This is a genomic window from Liquorilactobacillus hordei DSM 19519 (genome assembly GCF_019443985.1).
GTDB lineage: Bacteria > Bacillota > Bacilli > Lactobacillales > Lactobacillaceae > Liquorilactobacillus > Liquorilactobacillus hordei.
The window spans coordinates 874,547-891,971 of the sequence record NZ_CP049303.1; the positions used below are offsets into that span (position 1 = coordinate 874,547).

Below are 17,425 nucleotides of genomic sequence, written 5' to 3' on the forward strand. Positions count from 1 at the left end.
AATTAGCGAGCTTCAAGAACTTTTGGACCACTAGGATAACCGACGATAACGGTATTGACAGTGTTTAGAAAGAGACCATGTTCAACTACACCAACTTGTGCTTTTAAATATTCAGCAAGCTTTAATGGATTCATAATTTGTTCTAAATGCAAATCAATTATATAATTATTGGAATCCGTACGCAGTTTTGTACCATCAGCAGCTAGTCTGAAAGTTGGATGAAGTCCTTTGGAGTCAAATTTTGCAAAAACTTTTTCACTACCATAGGGAATTACTTCAACTGGAAGAGGAAATTTACCCAAGTTATCCACTAACTTACTCTGATCGACAATCCAGATATTCTTTTTTGAGTTAGATGCTACTATTTTTTCGAATAAAAGTGCAGCACCACCACCCTTGATTCCCTGAAAGTCGCTACTAATTTCATCTGCTCCATCAATCGTAAGATCAATATGGTCAACTTCATCAACTGATTTCAAAGGGATTCCTAAAGAAGTTGCCTGTTTGGCTGTTTCTTCGGAAGTGACGACACCCGTAATAGATAACTTTTCTTTTTTTATTTTTTCGGCGAGCGCCTCTACCATATATTTAACTGTTGAACCAGTTCCTAAACCGACCGTCATATTATCAAAGACCCAATCAACTGCTTTTTTTCCAACGAGTGCCTTTAATTCATCTTGATTCACTATGTTCACCTCATTATTAATTTTCATCTTTCAATAGATATTGATATTCAAAATGATTTTCAAAAAACTTTTTAGTATAAGGGCAGATTGGAATAACTTTTTTTGAACTTTTATCAAGTCTTGCAAGAAAATCCTTAGTAATTTTGCCAGCTAGTCCTGTGCCACGAGCACTTTCATCGACCCAAGTATGTTCGACTAGGTATGTCTGGGAGTTGTCAAGTAATGAAAAACCAATATGTGCTACAGGTTTTTCATCAGTTTCTGAACGATAATAATCAAAGGAATTTTCTGTGAATTTAGTAATCATATTAACCACTCCTTTTTGTTTAATTATAGCATATAAGAAGGCACTGTATCTGTTTATTAATTGATGTTAGAATAGTAGAATAAATTATGGAAAGAGTGATATTTTGAAAAGAGGATTCAAGGTAGTAAAACGTTTTAATAAAGAGGAAATTAAATTACCAACGCGTGCTACAAAAAATGCGGCAGGGTACGATTTTTATGCAGCACAAGAATTTGTACTGCCATCAATATGGAAACTTAATTTTTTAAAAATTCTATGGAGTATCAGAAAAAATCAAGAAATTACAGATATTGACTATGAAAAAGCTAGTAAAGTACTTAAGCCTTTTTTAGTTCCAACAGGAATTAAGGCATATATGGGAACTGAGGAGTTTTTAATGCTCGCAAATCGCTCTAGTAATCCGTTAAAGCGAAATTTAATTTTACCAAATGGTGTGGGAATCATTGATGCTGATTATTATGGCAATGCTGATAATGACGGTGAGATTTTTTTGCAACTTCTGAATTTTGGCATCAAGGATGTGGTGATTAAGAAGAACGAACGAATTGGTCAAGGAATATTTATGCCTTTTTTAACGATTGACGTTGAAGAAGAGCCATTAAAGAAGCGAACTGGTGGCTTTGGATCATCAGGTAGGTAAAAAACTATAAAGAATGAGAGAAAGACTCTTAAAAAATTATAAACATGATATGATGAACTGAGTAAGCGAAAGAAGGCTGACAATTGGTCAAGATTAAAACACAGTATGTGTGTCAAGATTGTGGGTATTCTTCACCACGATATTTAGGACGCTGCCCCAATTGTGGCGCATGGAATACTTTGGTTGAAGAGGTTGAAAAACCAAATAAAACTAATAAAAAAACGAGAGTTAGCTTTAGTGGCAGTAGCCCCAAACCCCAATTGATTGATGAAGTAGATGTCCAAGATAATCCGCGAACAACAACTGCGTCAGTTGAACTTGATCGCGTTTTAGGTGGTGGAATTGTTCCTGGGTCCCTCATTTTAATAGGTGGTGATCCAGGAATCGGAAAGTCAACACTGCTACTTCAACTTTCGGGTCAGCTGGCCAAACAAGAATTGACTGTTTTGTATGTATCTGGTGAAGAAAGTGCAATGCAGATTAAATTGCGGGCCCAGCGCTTGGGCGTAAAGGGACAACAATTTTATTTGTATCCAGAAACTGATATGACAAGTATTCATCAGTACATTGACAAGTTAAAGCCTGATTTTGTGGTTATTGATTCAGTTCAAACTATGCAAGAACCTGAAATGTCTTCTGCAGTGGGAAGCGTTGCTCAAATCAGGGAAGTTACAGCTGAATTAATGCAGATTGCCAAGACTAATGGCATCACAATTTTTATAGTTGGACATGTGACAAAAGGTGGAGCAATTGCTGGCCCTAAAATATTAGAGCATATGGTTGATACGGTTTTATATTTTGAAGGTGATTTGCATCATGCCTATCGAATCCTTAGAGCTGTAAAAAACAGATTTGGTTCAACAAATGAAATTGGAATTTTTGAAATGAAAGAAGGGGGACTGTATGAAGTTGCAAACCCCTCTGAGATTTTCTTGGAGGAACGGCTTAATGGTGCGACTGGATCTGCAATTGTAGTCTCTTTGGAAGGAACGAGACCTATTTTGGTTGAAATTCAAGCACTTGTTACACCCACTGCATTTGGAAATGCTAAGCGAACGACAACTGGATTAGATCATAACCGAATTTCATTGATTATGGCTGTTCTTGAGAAACGCGCCGGCCTTCTTTTGCAGAACCAAGATGCATATTTGAAGGCTGCTGGTGGAGTGAAGTTAGATGAGCCTGCCATTGATCTGGCAATTGCAGTCAGTATTGTTTCGAGCTATCGTGATGCACAATCACAAGCGACTGACTGCTTTATTGGAGAACTTGGGCTAACTGGTGAAATCAGAAGGGTTAACAGAATTGAGCAAAGAGTAGCTGAGGCAGCTAAACTTGGATTTAAAAGAGTAATTTTACCTAAGAATAATTTGGCTGGATGGACTCCTCCAAGAGATATAAATGTTGTAGGTGTTTCAACTTTAAGTGAAGCATTGAAAGTAACTTTTAATTAATAAATTAGGAAGGAGAAAAAAATGAGAAAAATAATGATAAAAATTGTACTCGCTGTACTCGGAATTGGTGCAGGGTATACCTTCATGCCACCAGTTTGGTTATTGCTGGGTCTCTCAAATAATATCTGGGCCAATAACTTTGCTGTAAATATTTTAATTGGACTGGCAGTAATGCATATTGTATCACTATTTGTGACCGAACCATTGGAACGTCTAATAAAGAGATTAGAGAATAATTTGGCGCAACAAAATCCGTATGTAATAATTTCTACTAGCCTTTCGGTTGTAGTGGGATTAATGATTGCTGCATTGATATCAACACTGGTTTCGCGTTCACAGGTATTTTTATTGAATACTGTAATTCCAATCGTTTTAATGGTTATCTTTGGCTATTTGGGATATTTCGTAGGAAAGAACCATTTAGATTTCTTTAAAAAACTTATGAGCAGAAGATTGCGTGCAGAAAAAAAGGTGGAGAACGCTGAGGATGATACCGCGAGCGTTTTGGAGAGAAAAACCGGTGACAATTTTCATCGCTTAAAACTTTTGGATACAAATATCTTAATTGATGGTCGAATTTATGATTTAGTAAATACGGGGTTTATTGAAGGAACTTTAATTGTACCTAATTTTGTATTATATGAATTACAATACATTGCTGATTCTGCAGATAGTATTAAAAGAGTTCGAGGCAGACGTGGATTAGATATTCTTAATAAATTACGTGATGAAAAAAAAGTTCCCGTAGAAATGTATGAAGGTGATTTCGATGATATTCAAGAAGTCGACAGTAAACTAATTAAATTAGCGAAACTCTTGGATGCAGTAGTTGTCACAAATGATTATAATTTGAATAAGGTTAGCGAATTTCAAAATGTTGAGGTTCTAAATGTTAATGCATTGGCAAAAGCTTTAAAACCTAGAGTAGTACCTGGAGAAAAGATGACGGTAAGAGTCATTAAAAATGGTACAGAAAGACAACAAGGTGTTGCATATCTGGATGATGGAACAATGATTGTCGTTGAAGATGGGCGGTATTACTTGAACACATCAATTGAGGTAGTTGTGACAAGTGCATTACAGACAGATGCGGGGAGAATGATCTTTGCAAAACCCGTACATTCAACTAGAGGAATCAAAGAAAAAAATTAAAATAAGTAATTTTTATTTGGTTGGTTTATTTTTCTGCATATTCATTGTAAAATTGTGAATGTATCGATTGTTTTGACTATGAATATCTGGTCTAATTAATCAATTCAGAAAAAGAAAGAGGCGCTATAATTGGTAGATAAGAAGATTCGTGTGCGTTATGCTCCGAGTCCAACAGGGCATTTGCATATAGGTAATGCACGAACAGCATTATTTAATTATTTATTTGCAAGACATAATAATGGGACTATGGTTATCAGAATTGAAGATACTGATTCCAAGAGAAACATTGCAGATGGTGAGAGAAGTCAGTTAGAGAATTTAACCTGGCTGGGAATTGACTGGGATGAAGGACCTGATAAGCCAGGAAACTTTGGACCATATAGACAATCCGAAAGACAAGCAATTTATTTACCTTTGATTAAGCAATTATTAGATAAGGATCTTGCATATGAATCTTATATGACTGAAGACGAGTTAAATGCACAACGTGAAGAACAAAAGGCAAATGGTGAAGCACCACGTTATATTTATGAGTATGCTGGGATGTCTGATGAAGAAATCGCTAAAAAACAAGCAGAGGCGCGAGCAGCTGGATTAAAGCCAGTTGTAAGAATTAGGGTTCCAGAAGATAAAACCTATAAATTCAACGATATGGTTAAAGGCCAAATTAGTTTTGATTCGAATACAATTGGCGGAGACTTTGTTATTCAAAAACGTGATGGTGTACCTACATATAACTTTGCTGTTGTTGTGGATGACCACTTGATGGAAATCACACATGTTTTGCGTGGTGATGACCATATTGCCAATACACCAAAGCAATTGGTTGTATATGAAGCATTTGGCTGGGAACCACCAATATTTGGACATATGACACTGATCATTAATACTGAGACTGGTAAGAAGTTGAGTAAGCGTGACGAAAGCGTACTTCAATTCATTGAACAGTACCGTGCGTTAGGATACTTACCAGATGCAATGTTCAACTTTATCACATTGTTAGGCTGGTCTCCAGTGGGAGAAAAAGAAATTTTCAATCGTAAAGAACTTATTGGTATGTTTGATCCTAAACGATTGAGTCGCTCTCCAGCTTCGTTTGATGGCAAGAAATTGGAATGGATTAATAATCAATACGTTAAGAATGCTAAGGAAGATGGCGTGGTTGATTCTGCATTAAGACAGTTGATTAATGCAGGGAAGATTGAGAAAAATCCAGATCCTAAAACAATTGAATGGGCTCGTAAATTAATTAGCTTGTTTAAACAACAAATGTCTTATACAGGTGAAATTGTAAAATTATCAGAAATTTTCTTTGATGAACCACCAAAGTTAGATGAAGATGCATTAAAGGAACTTAGTGATGAAAGTGCAAAAACAGTACTAAACGAATTTGCAAAGAAAGTGGCTGAATTACCAATTTTTGATGCTACTGAGATTCAAAATACGATTTATTCAATTCAAAAAGAAACTGGAATTAGAGGTCGAAAACTCTACATGCCTATCAGAATTGGAACTACGCGTGAAACACATGGTCCGGAGCTTGCAGCTTCAATCGAATTGCTAGGTAAAGAAAAAGCATTGAAGCATCTTGAAAAAACTTTAGCTGAGATATAATCTGGCTTTGGTAGGTATGGTTTGAAGAAAGCTAATTAGAGAGCATGTTCATTTGTAAATTAGTGTTGGGGCTGGGTCAAATAAACTTTGACCCAGCTCTTTTCTTAACACATATAATCATGTGCAATTGTTCTTTGACTAATTTTAAATTACTAATAAGCAAAGCCGATGCGTTATTCATAATTTACGAGAGCAGCCAAGGTTTAAAGCACTGTTTTCAGACTTAATTTGGGGTGAACTACAAGAGTTTTGCGGAGTTTATATCACTTTGGTGCATAATCGTATATAATTAAGTATAAAAAAAGGAGAAGCTGTGGATGATTCAACTTTATAACACACTTACAAATAAAAAAGAAGTTTTCACCCCTCTTAGTGCGGGGAACATTACGATGTATGTATGTGGTCCAACTGTATACAACTATATCCATATTGGAAATGCGCGAAGTGCAATTGCTTTCGATACAATTCGTCGTTATTTTGAATATAGTGGATTTCGGGTTAATTATGTTTCAAATTTCACGGATGTTGATGACAAAATTATTGCTGCTAGCAAAGAACTTAAAATCACTCCACGTGAAGTTTCTGATAAATATATTAAGGCTTTTTATGAAGATACAGATGCACTCAATATTAAAAGAGCAACTTTGAATCCACGAGTTATGGATACAATGGATGACATTATTAAATTTGTTCAAGTATTAATTGATAATGGATATGCATATGAGTCTCAGGGGGATGTGTATTATCGAGCTCGTAAATTTACGAAATATGGGCAACTTTCTGGGCAATCTATTAATGAACTTGAGCAAGGTGCAAGTGAGCGACTTAATGGTGATGAAGTTCAAAAGAAGGAAGATCCTTTAGATTTTGCACTTTGGAAATCTGCAAAAAAAGGTGAAATTTTTTGGGAATCACCTTGGGGAGCTGGGCGACCAGGATGGCATATTGAGTGTTCAGTTATGGCAACAAAATTTTTAGGTGATACAATTGATATACATGCTGGCGGACAAGATTTAGAATTCCCACATCATGAAAATGAGATTGCGCAAAGCGAGGCCAAAACAGGTAAAAAATTTGCTAATTACTGGCTACATAATGGTTTTGTTACAATCGGTGAAGAAGAAGAAAAAATGAGTAAATCATTGGGAAATTTCATCACTGTTCATGATATTGTTAAAGAAATTAATCCGCAGGTTTTAAGATTCTTTATGGCAACGACTCAATATCGTCGTCCAATCAAATATAGTCAGACTAATTTGAAAGAGGCGGCTGCAAACTTAAAAAAATTACAAGGTGCATATGATAATGCTGCTTACCGCCTAAAAGATGCAGTAGAAGCACAAATTGGTGATGAAAGTAAAAAATATTTAGTGCAACAAAAAATTGACTTCAAGGCAGCAATGGATGATGACTTTAACGTTCAAAATGCAATTACGGTTGTCTACGATTTAGCCAAGAAGTTAAATATTTATAGCTCTGAAGATTATGTGCTAAAAAGCACTTTGCAGGAATTTATGGCGACATTAGTTGAGGAACTGAATATCTTTGGTGTCTTTTTAGATGCACATAAAGAAGCAGATGTTAATGAAAAAGAAATTGAAACGCTAATTGCGCAACGTAACGAAGCACGAAAGAATCACGATTTTGAAAAAAGTGATACAATTAGGGACTTGTTAAAGGAAAAAGGTATTATATTAGAAGATACAGCACAGGGAACAAGGTGGAAAAAAGATGAATGAGAAAAATAATTTCGAACAGGTAAATGGGATTGCACTAGCATATATGGGAGATGCAATTTATGAAGTATATATCCGTAAACATTTACTTGCTAAGGGACTGACGAAACCCAACCACCTTCATAAGACTGCCACTCACTATGTTTCGGCAAAGGCACAATCTTTTTTAATTGAAAAAATGTTGGAACAAAATATTTTAGACGAAACGGAATTAGAATATTTTAAGCGTGGAAGAAATGCTAAGAGCCATACCTCAGCAAAGAACACGGCAGTAATTACTTATCGTGTATCGACAGGTTTTGAAGCATTATTTGGTTACTTATTTCTAAGTAATCAAGAAGAAAGAGTTGCCAAGTTGGCTCAGTGGTGTATTGAAATGATTGAAAAGGAGAAAAAATAATTTGGACAATACAAATAAAGATACTGAGTTTGTTATTGGCCGGCATCCGGCAATTGAAACACTCAAAAGTAATCAGGACATCAATAAGGTTTTTATACAAGATGGACTGAAATCTGATGCTATCCGTGATGTTATTACAACAGCCCAGAAAAAGAAAATAATTGTCTCCAAGGTTCCCAAAAGTAAATTAGACTTGTTAGCCGATGGTCAAAACCATCAGGGGGTAATTGTTGCTGTTGCTGCATATAAGTATGCCGAAATTGATGATTTATTCGCAGCCGCTGCTAACAAGAAGGAAGATCCCTTTTTCTTAATTTTAGATGGAATCGAGGACCCTCATAATTTAGGGTCAATCATGCGAACGGCTGATGCTGCTGGGGTCCATGGAATCATTATTCCTAAAAGACGTGCTGTACAACTAACATCAACGGTAGCAAAGACATCGACAGGAGCAATTGAACATGTCCCCGTTGCACGCGTTACTAATTTGGTACAACTTGTTAAGGAACTTAAAAAGAAGAATGTTTGGATTTTTGGAACGGATATGAATGGCACTGATTTTCGCAAATGGAATGCAACTGGTGCAATTGCATTGGTTATAGGTAATGAAGGTAAAGGAATATCGCCTCTCTTGAAGAAAGAGTGTGATGAAATGTTAACAATCCCAATGGTTGGACACGTTCAAAGTCTAAATGCGAGTGTAGCCGCAAGCTTGTTAATATATCAAGGGTTTTCTTCACGGGGTAATTAAAATGAAGAAAAATATTCTAATCGTTGATGCTTATAATATGATTGGTAATTGGCCGCAATTAAATAAATTGAAATTATCAGGACACTTGGAAGAAGCACGGGATACCTTGCTGCATACCTTGTCTAATTATAAAAAGCAAAGAAACTACCATATAATTGTTGTTTTTGATGCAATGTATGTTCCTGGTTTGAGTAAAAGTTATCAGAAATATGGATTGGAAATTATCTGGACTGCAGAAGAGCAGACTGCTGATTCATACATTGAATCACTGGCAAAAGAGTTGCAGGATAGATTAACACAGGTGACAGTTGCAACAAGTGATCAAGCTGAGCAATGGACAATCTTTTCTCAAGGTGCTTTGCGCATACCCGCTTGGGAATTATATCAAGATATCTGTAGAGCTAAAAAAGATGTTAAAAAACAAGCAAAACGATACCAAGATGAGGCTGCAGTTAGGAGAGTTCCTTGGAATGAAGACCAATTAACGCGTTTAGCCGATTTACGTGATAGTATGTCTAAAGATAAAAACGATAATTGACAGAAAAAGGACTATCATGGTAGAGTTAGTCTGATAATTGATAGGAGAAACATTATGGCACAAAAGAAAATTGCTTTGGCTTGTTCGGTATGTGGTTCACGTAATTATATTATTGCCGCCAATCCAACTAGGCAGGAACGACTAGAAGTTAAGAAATTTTGTAAATATTGTAATAAACATACTTTGCATCGAGAAACACGGTAGGGAGGATTTTCAGTGAAATTTATTAAAAGTGTTTTTAAAACTATGAAGGACACTACATGGCCAACTAAGAAAGAGGCTGTTAGTGATACGGCAACAGTTATATCAACTGCCGTAATGTTTGCGGTCTTTTTTGCCATTGTTGATTTTCTTGTACAGTGGGCAGTAGGTCTTATTGCATAATAATTTTTAAAAGAGCTGCGAATAGTAGGTATTTTATAATTTTTTATGATATACTACCTTTTGTAGAGGAAACTTCGAATGTTCGAGGTTTTTTTATTTTGTGTTTTAATTAATTTAGGAGGATAATCTGATGCCAGAATCATTTGAAAAAAACTGGTATGTATTGCACACATACTCAGGATATGAGAATAAAGTAAGAACCAACTTAGAATCACGTGCACAATCAATGGGAATGGAAGACTACATTTTTAGAGTTGTAGTTCCAGAAGAAGAGGAAACGGAGACTACCAAGTCAGGTAAAGATAAGATTGAGACTAAAAAAACATTTCCAGGATATGTCCTAGTTGAAATGGTAATGACAGATCGCTCATGGTATGTCGCACGTAATACCCCCGGTGTGACGGGCTTTGTTGGATCTCATGGTGCGGGGAGCAAACCAGCACCATTACTTTCAGATGAAGTAGAGTTAATACTGCGCAGGTTAGGAATGAGTTCAAGACACCAAGACTTCGATGTTGAAGTCGGTGAATCAGTTACAATCATTGAGGGCGCATTCAAAGGCTTAGTTGGAAAAATAACTGAAGTTGATAAGGAAAAGATGAAGTTGCGTGTAAATATTGATATGTTCGGTCGAGAAACAGCAACTGAATTAAATTATGACCAAGTTGACAAATTAATTTAGACTAGTTAAAGAAAGTGATACGATGGGAAAGAAACTTAGAGAACCACTTGTTTTTATTCACGGCTATGCGGGTGGGTTTTGGTCTTTTTTTAGTATGCTGTATAAGTTAAAGAAAAGACAATTTGTTTCGAATCGAGTTATTATTACTGTCTCACGTAAGGGAATCATTAAATTCCATACAAATAAAATTCTGCAGAATTCTGGAATACAAATAATTTTCAAAGATGGAAAACTAAGCGTAGAGCAACAAGGAGCCTGGCTAGCAAAAATTTTTAGCAAATTGAAAGTAGTTTATGGGATAGATCAAATTAATATTGTTGCCCATTCTATGGGAGCAGTTAGCATTCTATACTTGTTGACGAATGTGGAAACTGTGAATTTACCAAAGATAAAGAAAATGGTAATGCTTGGGGCACCCTTTGCAGACATTGAACCTGGTATTGACTCTACAGAAGTTGAAAATATTCAATTATCTGCGCAAGGAATACCTTTGAAACAAACGAAAAGGTATAAACTGCTAAAAAAAGGTAGCAAGAATCTGGATGATGATATTGAGGTATTTAATATCATCGGTAATAGTGATTTCGGTTTTTCTGATGGAAAGGTGTCGATTTCTTCTGCGAGGTCTCTGAAATATATACTTGCGGATGTTGGACATTATCGTGAAAAAATAATAAGAAGTCGGAAAGCAACCCATCGTAAATTACATGAAAACGATACTGTTTTTAGGGAAGTTATCGATTTTTTATTAAATTAACTTGAATTGAATTAGGTAACATGATAATATGTAGTGGTATGTTTTGCATACAAGTGGGAGGCCAAATTAAGCTGGCCATCCGTACCACACACGGACTTTAAGGAGGTATGTACCGTGGCTAAAAAAGTAATTAATGTTGTTAAACTGCAAATTCCTGCTGGAAAAGCAACTCCAGCTCCACCAGTTGGACCTGCTTTAGGTCAAGCTGGTATCAATATCATGGGATTTACAAAGGAATTTAATGCACGTACAGCTGATCAAGCTGGTATGCTTATCCCTGTTGTAATCTCAGTATTCGAAGATCGTTCATTCGAATTTGTTACTAAGACACCACCAGCAGCAATTTTGTTAAAGAAGGCTGCCGGTGTTGAACATGGTTCTGGCGAGCCTAACACTAAAAAAGTTGCTACAGTTACAAAAGCACAAGTGAAAGAAATCGCTGAAACAAAAATGCAAGATCTAAACGCTGCAGACGTTGAAGCTGCAATGCGCATGATTGAAGGTACTGCACGAAGCATGGGCTTTGTTGTAGAAGACTAATTTTTCTACGGCCATGCTTCTCAGTCGGGCACTTTATGAAAGTAGATGTGCCAAGTGGGAGGTATATCCGTTACACCACATTTGCAAGGAGGAAAACACAAATGGCTAAAAAGAGTAAAAAATATATTGAAGCTTTAAAGCAAGTTGAAGATAATAAGGTTTATAGTGCTGCAGAAGCAATCGCTTTGGTAAAGAAGATTGATTTTGCAAACTTTGATGCAACAGTTGAAGTAGCTTATAACTTGAATCTTGATACAAAACAAGCTGACCAACAATTACGTGGTGCAGTTGTTTTACCAAATGGTACTGGTAAAGATCAAACAGTTATCGTTTTTGCTAAAGGCGATAAGGCTAAGGAAGCAAAGGCTGCTGGTGCAGATGTTGTCGGTGATGATGACTTGGTTCAACGTATTTCTGATGGATGGTTGGATTTTGACATCGCAATCGCAACACCTGATATGATGGCACAAGTAGGTCGTCTTGGTCGTGTCTTAGGACCTAAAGGCTTAATGCCTAACCCTAAAACAGGAACTGTTACAATGGACGTTACTAAAGCAGTTTCAGAATCTAAAGCTGGTAAGGTAACTTATCGTACAGATAAAGCTGGAAATGTTCATGTTCCTATTGGTAAGGCTTCATTTACTGAAGATGCACTTGTTGGTAACTTCAGTACAATTCAAGAAGTAATTGCAAAGGCACGTCCTGCTTCTGTTAGAGGACAGTATATCAAACATGTTTCATTTGCTTCAACATTTGGACCAAGCGTAACTGTTGATATTGCAAGTTTATAATTAATTTGTAAGTTAAGGTTGACTTTAGTCAGTTTATGCGATAAACTGATTAAGGTCAATTTTTTATAATGATTCTACCTAAGACTCAGGTGGCGAAAGCCTTAATACATTGCCTGCCGAGGAATTTAAGTGAAGCTATATTTTACTTTAAAATTTTCTCTATGTCTTGGTGGACATAGGGTTTTTTATTTTGAACCCTGACACAATGACTAGGAGGTGAATCAATTGAGTAAGGAAATTATCACTAAGAAGGCTGCTGCTGTTGCAGAGATTGTTGAAAAATTTAATGACGCTGTTTCGTGTGTGGTTGTCGATTATCGTGGTGTTACAGTTGAACAAGTAACTGAATTACGTAAGGAATTACGTGAAGCAGGCGTTGAGATGCGTGTCATTAAGAACACATATCTTAAACGTGCAGCTGATAAGGCTGGTTATGAAGGTTTAGATGATGTTTTTGCTGGTCCTACAGCTATCGCATTTTCTAAAGAAGATGTTGTTGCACCTGCTCGTATTCTTGCAAAATTTGCTAAGGATATCGATGCATTGAAAATCAAAGGTGGCATGATTGAAGGTAAGGTTGCATCTTTAGAAGAAATCAACGCACTTGCTACATTACCAAGTCGCGAAGGATTACTTTCAATGTTACTTTCAGTATTGCAAGCACCTGTGCGCAATGTTGCATACGCTGTTAAAGCAGTTGCCGAAAGCAAAGACGGCGACGCAGCTTAATTGTCAATTTTAAAAAAATAAATTAATTTAATGGAGGATATTAACAATGGCATTAGATACAGAAAAAATCATTGCTGATTTAAAAGAAGCTAGCATTCTTGAATTAAACGACTTAGTTAAAGCTATCGAAGAAGAATTTGGTGTTTCAGCAGCAGCTCCAGTTGCTGCTGCAGGTGCAGGTGCTGGTGAAGCTGCTGCAGAAAAAGATTCATTCGATGTTGAATTAACAGAATCTGGCGACCAAAAGATTAAAGCAATCAAGGTTGTTCGTGAAATTACAGGTCTTGGTTTGAAAGACGCTAAAGGTGTGGTTGATGGTGTTCCTTCAATCGTTAAAGAAGGCGTTTCTAAGGACGAAGCAGAAGAAATTAAGACTAAACTTGAAGCTGTTGGTGGCGTAGTTACTCTTAAGTAATTACAACTGCTAGAGAAGATTCACTCAGTACATGGGTGGATCTTTTTTTATTAAATTTATTAAATTTATTAAATTTATGATGTTAAAGGGGTAAATCGCGTGTAAATGTGTAATAATAATTAGAGGTTATTGAATTAGGAGTTGGGAAAATGAAAAATGGGATTTCGAAGATTATTTTTTTTCTCGAAAAACGATGGTCTTTAATTAAAGGATTGTTTGTTTTTTCAGTATTATGGTTTGTTGCCTTTGAAGTTGGGAGAATCTTTAAGGGAATTTCATGGGAGCAAGTTAAAATTAATTTAAGCTCGCAATCCTTTGGTAATATTGTTTTAATGATAATAGCAGGGTTCGTTGCTGTTTTACCGATGCTTGTATATGATTTTGTAATTGTGTCATTTCTTCCAGGACAATATTCATTACGTGAAATTTTGCGAAATGGTTGGATCACAAATACATTCACAAATATCGCTGGTTTTGGTGGTTTTTTAGGCGCTACATTGCGAGCAAATTTTTATGGAAAAAACGCTTCAAAAAAACAGGTAGTATTTGCTTTATCAAAAATTGCTTTGTTTTTACTATCTGGGTTGTCATTGTTTTGTATAGTTTCGTTAATTATGATTTTTGGTTTTGGGTATGATCATCGCTTTGATCAGTATAGTATCTGGTTAATCGGTGGAGCTTTATATTTTCCCGGTCTTATTATTTTTACAAGAATGACGGATTCGGATTTTTTCAAGGATCTTTCATGGAAAAAGGAACTAATATTAATATTAGGTTCAGTCTTTGAGTGGGGTTCAGCCGCGGGAATGTTTCTATTGATTGGTACCCTAATGGGGGTACAGGTTAATCTTGGCGAAGTTATGGTGTTATATTTCATTGCATCGATTATTGGAGTAATTTCACTAGTTCCTGGTGGTTTGGGTTCGTTTGATGTATTCATGCTGATTGGTTTGCTTAACTTAGGAGTTGTTAATGGCGAGGGTGTAGCATGGCTACTATTCTTCAGAATGTTCTATTATATATTGCCTTTTTTTGTTGGAATATTTCTCTTTGTTAGAGATGCTGGAAAACGGCTTAATCAATTTTTGGATGGAATACCAAAGTCAATTATTCAAAAGGTGGCTCATAGTCTCTTGACATTGTTCTTGTATGTATCTGGGGGATTAATATTACTTGAGTCAACGGTTCCAAATTTTGCTTTTGGTAATTCTGTATTCGTTAAATTATATCCATATACCTTTTTCTTTTTGAATCAATTATCAAGTGTTATTTTTGCCTTCTTGCTAATAGGGGTTGCTAGAGGTATTGAAGCAAAAATAAAGAAGGCATATTGGCCAACTATTTGTGTACTATTAATTGGAATTATAAATACTTTATGGCGAAGTTTTTCACTTGCTACAGCCATCTTTTTAATTTTTGTTACATTAGTAGTTGCTATTTCACGAAAAGAATTATATCGTGAGAATTTAACTTATTCGTTTAACAGGATAACAGCAGATGTTATAATATTTATCGTTGTTTTTGGTTTGTATGCCACAGTGGGAATTATGAATTCACCACAGCATCTTATGCGACATGAAGTGCCAATTGCATTACTTTTTCCATCAGAGAGGATTTGGTTTTCAGGCTTTCTCGGAATGGTCATTGCTGCAATTATATTAATTATCATTTTTAGGTACTTCACAGCTAATAAATCGCTGTTTTCAAATGTAACATTTCCAGAGGCAAAAATAAAAGAAGTTGTTGAAAAATATGGTGGGAATGAAACAAGCCATTTAGCATACTTAAAAGACAAACAATTTTATTTCTTTCAAAAAAACGAAGAGAATCAGTTGTTTTTCATGTATAAAAAAAAGGCTGATAAGATTATAGTAATGGGCGAACCAGTTGGTAATCGCGAATATCTGAGAGAGGCCGTCACAAAGTTAATGACTGATGCTGATGTACAAGGTTATCAGCTTGTCTTTTATGAAATAGGTAATGAACTAACATTATTACTGCATGATCTAGGTTTTGACTTCTTAAAAACGGGTGAAGAAGGTTTTGTTGAGTTATCATCTTTTACATTGGCTGGGAAAAAACAACGTGCCCAACGAGCATTGATGAATAAATTTGAGAGAGAGAATTATTCTTTTTCTTTTGAGATGCCACCTTTTTCAAAGAAAAAATTAGCAGAATTTAAAGAAATATCAGATGAATGGTTAGATGGTCAGGTTGAAAAAGGTTTTTCTCTAGGATTTTTTGATGAGTATTATCTTAATCAGGCACCTATTGCCGTAATACGTGATTCTGAGGGGAATGCTGTAGCATTTGCATCAATGATGCCTACTGGTGGTAAAAGAGTGCTATCAATTGATTTAATGCGTCATAAGAAAAATGCACCTTCTGGAATAATGGATAAGATCTTTATAAGTCTCTTTGAATATGGACGTGAAGAGCAATATGAGTATTTTAATTTAGGGATGGCACCCTTATCCAATGTTGGAAGATCTTCCTATAGTTTCATTGAAGAAAGGGCAGCTCATCTGATTTATGAATATGGATATCGAATATATGGATTTCAAGGATTACGTGCATATAAAGAAAAATATGTTACTGATTGGTATCCAAAATATACTGCTTATAGGCGCAGAAGTTCGGTTATGGTTACAATGGCAGAAGTGGCAAGTGTGGTAAATCAACCTCCAAAAGGAAGAAAGAGCCTTTTTGCGCGAGCAACTTTTTTTAATAAATAAATACTGCAGAAGTAGTTATGGCTCAATTCTTGTATAACTGCTAAAAAAGGTACTAAAATAGCTCTATCAGAAAGAAGATTGTTTTCTTCTCTTTGATAGAGCTATTTTATATATAATAAAATTTGAGCTGGTTATAATCCAATATTGTAATCTTCATCAGACATTGGTTCGACATCCCCTAAAAGATAGCCATTCCCAACCTGAGAAAAGAAATCATGGTTGGAAGTCGAAGTCGAAATTCCATTCATGACTACAGGATCAACATCGTCAACTGTATCAGGGAAGAGTGCATCAAACCCTAGATTCATTAATGCCTTGTTTGCATTGTATCTTAGAAAGGCTAGAACTTTTTCTGTCCAGCCAACAGCGTCATATAATTCATGAGTATATTTTTCTTCATTATCATACAAATCATATAGCAATTCGTAGACCCAAGATAATAATTTACTTTGTTGCTCTTCATCCAGTTCATTGAAACCAAGTTGGAATTTATAGCCAATGTATGTTCCGTGAACAGATTCATCGCGTAAAATCAACTTAATAATCTCACCAACATTAGCTAGTTTATTATGACCAAGCCAATAAAGAGGGGTATAGAATCCAGAATAAAAAAGAAATGTCTCAAGGAAAACTGATGCAACCTTCTTTTCCAATGGTGTACCTGTTTGATAAATGTTCGCAATCTTATTAGCTTTGTATTGCAGATACTTATTAGTGTGAGTCCAGTCGAATATGTCTTCAATTTCTCTAGGTGTATTCAAAGTAGAAAAGATAGAAGAATAGCTTTTTGCATGGACAGATTCCATAAATTGAATATTATTTAAAACAGCTCGTTCATGCTGAGTACGGATGTCTTTCATAAGAGAGTCCATACCATCTTGTGACTGAACAGTATCTAATAATGTTAAGCCTCCAAAAACATGCGCTACGACTTCTCTATTTGTATCATCAAATTTACGCCAATCAGGTAAGTCATTTGACAGCGGGATTCTTGTGTCCAACCAGAACTGTTCTGTTAATTTTTCCCAAGTGGCTTTGTCAATTTGATCTTCAAGTTTATTCCAATTAATTGCTCGATAGAAATCTTTCATTATTTATTTAGGCTCCTTAGCTA

Annotated in this window: 20 protein-coding genes and 1 other annotated feature; of the genes, 17 read left to right on the plus strand and 3 right to left on the minus strand. The window is 35.7% G+C overall.

The features are described from left to right. Positions 1-2: 2 nt before the first annotated feature. Entirely contained in the window at positions 3-686 is a 684-nt protein-coding gene (gene rpiA, locus G6O70_RS05395) for a ribose-5-phosphate isomerase RpiA (protein WP_057869679.1), read from the minus strand. Between the two features lie 16 nt (positions 687-702). Further along, the gene (locus G6O70_RS05400) at positions 703-993 is read right to left on the minus strand and encodes a GNAT family N-acetyltransferase (protein WP_057869680.1); all 291 of its coding nucleotides are present in this window, start codon (positions 991-993) and stop codon (positions 703-705) included. Between the two features lie 103 nt (positions 994-1,096). Between G6O70_RS05400 and G6O70_RS05405 the strand changes: the two genes are divergently transcribed. From G6O70_RS05405 to mprF, 17 genes are all read left to right on the plus strand, one after another. Then, positions 1,097-1,633, plus strand: coding sequence for a dCTP deaminase/dUTPase family protein (locus tag G6O70_RS05405; protein ID WP_057869681.1), 537 nt, complete (start codon positions 1,097-1,099; stop codon positions 1,631-1,633). Positions 1,634-1,716: 83 nt separating this feature from the next. Further along, positions 1,717-3,087, plus strand: coding sequence for a DNA repair protein RadA (gene radA, locus G6O70_RS05410; RefSeq protein WP_057869682.1), 1,371 nt, complete (start codon positions 1,717-1,719; stop codon positions 3,085-3,087). 21 nt (positions 3,088-3,108) lie between these two features. Beyond that, entirely contained in the window at positions 3,109-4,239 is a 1,131-nt protein-coding gene (locus tag G6O70_RS05415; protein ID WP_057869683.1) for a PIN/TRAM domain-containing protein, read from the plus strand. Between the two features lie 129 nt (positions 4,240-4,368). After that, positions 4,369-5,853, plus strand: coding sequence for a glutamate--tRNA ligase (gene gltX / locus G6O70_RS05420; protein WP_057869684.1), 1,485 nt, complete (start codon positions 4,369-4,371; stop codon positions 5,851-5,853). Positions 5,854-6,170: 317 nt separating this feature from the next. Beyond that, complete coding sequence (cysS, locus tag G6O70_RS05425; protein WP_057869685.1) at positions 6,171-7,592, plus strand: cysteine--tRNA ligase; 1,422 nt, start codon at positions 6,171-6,173, stop codon at positions 7,590-7,592. Further along, positions 7,585-7,989: a Mini-ribonuclease 3 gene (locus G6O70_RS05430; protein WP_057869686.1), complete on the plus strand. Its 405-nt coding sequence runs from the start codon at positions 7,585-7,587 to the stop codon at positions 7,987-7,989. Before cysS ends, G6O70_RS05430 begins: the two co-directional genes overlap by 8 nt. A 1-nt stretch (position 7,990) precedes the next feature. Then, complete coding sequence (gene rlmB, locus G6O70_RS05435; protein ID WP_057869687.1) at positions 7,991-8,740, plus strand: 23S rRNA (guanosine(2251)-2'-O)-methyltransferase RlmB; 750 nt, start codon at positions 7,991-7,993, stop codon at positions 8,738-8,740. Position 8,741: 1 nt separating this feature from the next. Beyond that, positions 8,742-9,278 carry an NYN domain-containing protein gene (locus G6O70_RS05440; RefSeq protein WP_057869688.1) on the plus strand — a complete coding sequence of 179 codons (537 nt, stop codon included), beginning with the start codon at positions 8,742-8,744 and terminating at the stop codon, positions 9,276-9,278. Between the two features lie 54 nt (positions 9,279-9,332). Beyond that, positions 9,333-9,482, plus strand: coding sequence for a 50S ribosomal protein L33 (rpmG, locus tag G6O70_RS05445; protein ID WP_057829582.1), 150 nt, complete (start codon positions 9,333-9,335; stop codon positions 9,480-9,482). 12 nt (positions 9,483-9,494) lie between these two features. Beyond that, the gene (gene secE / locus G6O70_RS05450) at positions 9,495-9,662 is read left to right on the plus strand and encodes a preprotein translocase subunit SecE (protein WP_057869689.1); all 168 of its coding nucleotides are present in this window, start codon (positions 9,495-9,497) and stop codon (positions 9,660-9,662) included. A gap of 130 nt (positions 9,663-9,792) precedes the next feature. Beyond that, positions 9,793-10,344, plus strand: coding sequence for a transcription termination/antitermination protein NusG (gene nusG / locus G6O70_RS05455; protein WP_057869690.1), 552 nt, complete (start codon positions 9,793-9,795; stop codon positions 10,342-10,344). Positions 10,345-10,366: 22 nt separating this feature from the next. Then, positions 10,367-11,101: an alpha/beta hydrolase gene (locus tag G6O70_RS05460; RefSeq protein WP_057869691.1), complete on the plus strand. Its 735-nt coding sequence runs from the start codon at positions 10,367-10,369 to the stop codon at positions 11,099-11,101. Between the two features lie 114 nt (positions 11,102-11,215). Beyond that, a complete protein-coding gene (gene rplK, locus G6O70_RS05465; RefSeq protein ID WP_057829578.1) occupies positions 11,216-11,641 on the plus strand; it encodes a 50S ribosomal protein L11 in 426 nt (141 codons plus the stop codon). A gap of 101 nt (positions 11,642-11,742) precedes the next feature. Then, positions 11,743-12,432 carry a 50S ribosomal protein L1 gene (rplA, locus tag G6O70_RS05470; protein WP_057869692.1) on the plus strand — a complete coding sequence of 230 codons (690 nt, stop codon included), beginning with the start codon at positions 11,743-11,745 and terminating at the stop codon, positions 12,430-12,432. A gap of 59 nt (positions 12,433-12,491) precedes the next feature. Then, positions 12,492-12,629 (plus strand) — a sequence feature (ribosomal protein L10 leader region). A 28-nt stretch (positions 12,630-12,657) separates the two neighbouring features. After that, complete coding sequence (gene rplJ / locus G6O70_RS05475) at positions 12,658-13,161, plus strand: 50S ribosomal protein L10 (protein ID WP_057869693.1); 504 nt, start codon at positions 12,658-12,660, stop codon at positions 13,159-13,161. A gap of 46 nt (positions 13,162-13,207) precedes the next feature. Further along, complete coding sequence (gene rplL, locus G6O70_RS05480) at positions 13,208-13,576, plus strand: 50S ribosomal protein L7/L12 (protein ID WP_057869694.1); 369 nt, start codon at positions 13,208-13,210, stop codon at positions 13,574-13,576. A gap of 149 nt (positions 13,577-13,725) precedes the next feature. Beyond that, positions 13,726-16,311 carry a bifunctional lysylphosphatidylglycerol flippase/synthetase MprF gene (mprF, locus tag G6O70_RS05485; RefSeq protein ID WP_057869695.1) on the plus strand — a complete coding sequence of 862 codons (2,586 nt, stop codon included), beginning with the start codon at positions 13,726-13,728 and terminating at the stop codon, positions 16,309-16,311. Between the two features lie 131 nt (positions 16,312-16,442). Here mprF and nrdF read toward each other — a convergent pair whose 3' ends face one another. Further along, positions 16,443-17,402 carry a class 1b ribonucleoside-diphosphate reductase subunit beta gene (gene nrdF, locus G6O70_RS05490; protein ID WP_057869696.1) on the minus strand — a complete coding sequence of 320 codons (960 nt, stop codon included), beginning with the start codon at positions 17,400-17,402 and terminating at the stop codon, positions 16,443-16,445. Positions 17,403-17,425: the final 23 nt, after the last annotated feature.